Annotated in this window: 2 protein-coding genes; both read right to left on the bottom strand. The window is 57.7% G+C overall.

The genetic code is table 11. The annotated features are described in order from the left end of the window. The coding region (locus tag AKL27_RS26890; protein WP_198156113.1) for an ABC transporter ATP-binding protein at positions 1–454 on the bottom strand (454 nt) is incomplete at its 3' end. Then, entirely contained in the window at positions 454–1149 is a 696-nt protein-coding gene (locus AKL27_RS26885; RefSeq protein ID WP_083439329.1) for an ABC transporter ATP-binding protein, read from the bottom strand. The genes AKL27_RS26885 and AKL27_RS26890, both read right to left, overlap by 1 nt. Position 1150 lies beyond the last annotated feature (1 nt).

Here is a 1150-nt window from a genome sequence, read left to right as displayed (position 1 = left end):
ATCGCGTGCCCTGGCTGTGGCGACGTTCTTTCAGATTCGGGAACATGTCGTAGATTTCTTCTACTGACATGCCCTTCTCGGTCTTCGACACGAATGGTGGCAGCATCAGGTTTTCTTCTGCCGACAGCGACGAAAAAATGCCGCGTTCTTCGGGACAGTAACCGACGCCCTGATGGGCAATCTTGTACGTCGGCATCGCAATGGTGTCGACACCGTTGATCCTGATCGCGCCCTTGCGTGCGCCGACCAGACCCATGATGGAACGCAGCGTGGTGGTGCGGCCGGCGCCGTTGCGGCCCAGCAGCGTTACCACTTGCCCCTGATTCACGCTCAGGTTGACGTCATGCAGAATGTGCGATTCGCCGTACCAGGCTTGCAGATTCGAAATTTCCAGTGCCGGAGTGGCATTGCCTGCGGACGCGGCATTACGTGTGGTCATGGTTGCCGTATTCATCAGTGTGCTCCTTCCAGCGCGCCGGCCGTGGTGCCCATGTAGGCTTCCATGACTTGCGGATTCTTCGATACCTGTTCGTAAGTGCCTTCGGCCAGTACCGCACCGCGTTGCAATACGCTGATGCGATCACAAATGCCGGCAATCACGTTCATGTTGTGTTCGACCATCAGGATGGTGCGGCCGGCCGATACTTTCTTGATCAGCGCGGTGACGCGGTCCACGTCTTCGTGGCCCATGCCCTGCGTCGGCTCATCGAGCAACATCAGTTCCGGTTCCATCGCCAGTGTGGTGGCAATTTCCAGCGCACGCTTGCGGCCATACGGCAAATCGACGGTGATGGTGTCGGCAAAGCTGGTCAGATCGACTTCCTCGAGCAAGGCCATGGCGCGCTCATTGAGTTGATTCAGACTGGCGCCGCTTTTCCAGAAATGGAAGCTGGTACCGAGCGTGCGCTGCAAACCGATGCGCACGTTTTCCATCACCGACAGATGCGGAAACACGGCCGAAATCTGGAACGAGCGAATGATGCCCTGACGCGCAATCTGCGCCGGCGCTTCTGCCGTGATGTCTTTACCGTTGAACAGGATCTGGCCCGAGGTCGGGACCAGGAATTTGGTCAGCAAATTGAAACAGGTGGTTTTACCCGCGCCGTTCGGTCCGATCAGCGCATGGATGTGACCACGTTCGATTTGCAGA

This window comes from Herbaspirillum autotrophicum (assembly GCF_001189915.1).
GTDB lineage: Bacteria > Pseudomonadota > Gammaproteobacteria > Burkholderiales > Burkholderiaceae_D > Herbaspirillum > Herbaspirillum autotrophicum.
The sequence above is the reverse complement of the archived record's forward strand: the minus strand, read 5'-3'. Positions and strand labels throughout refer to the sequence as shown.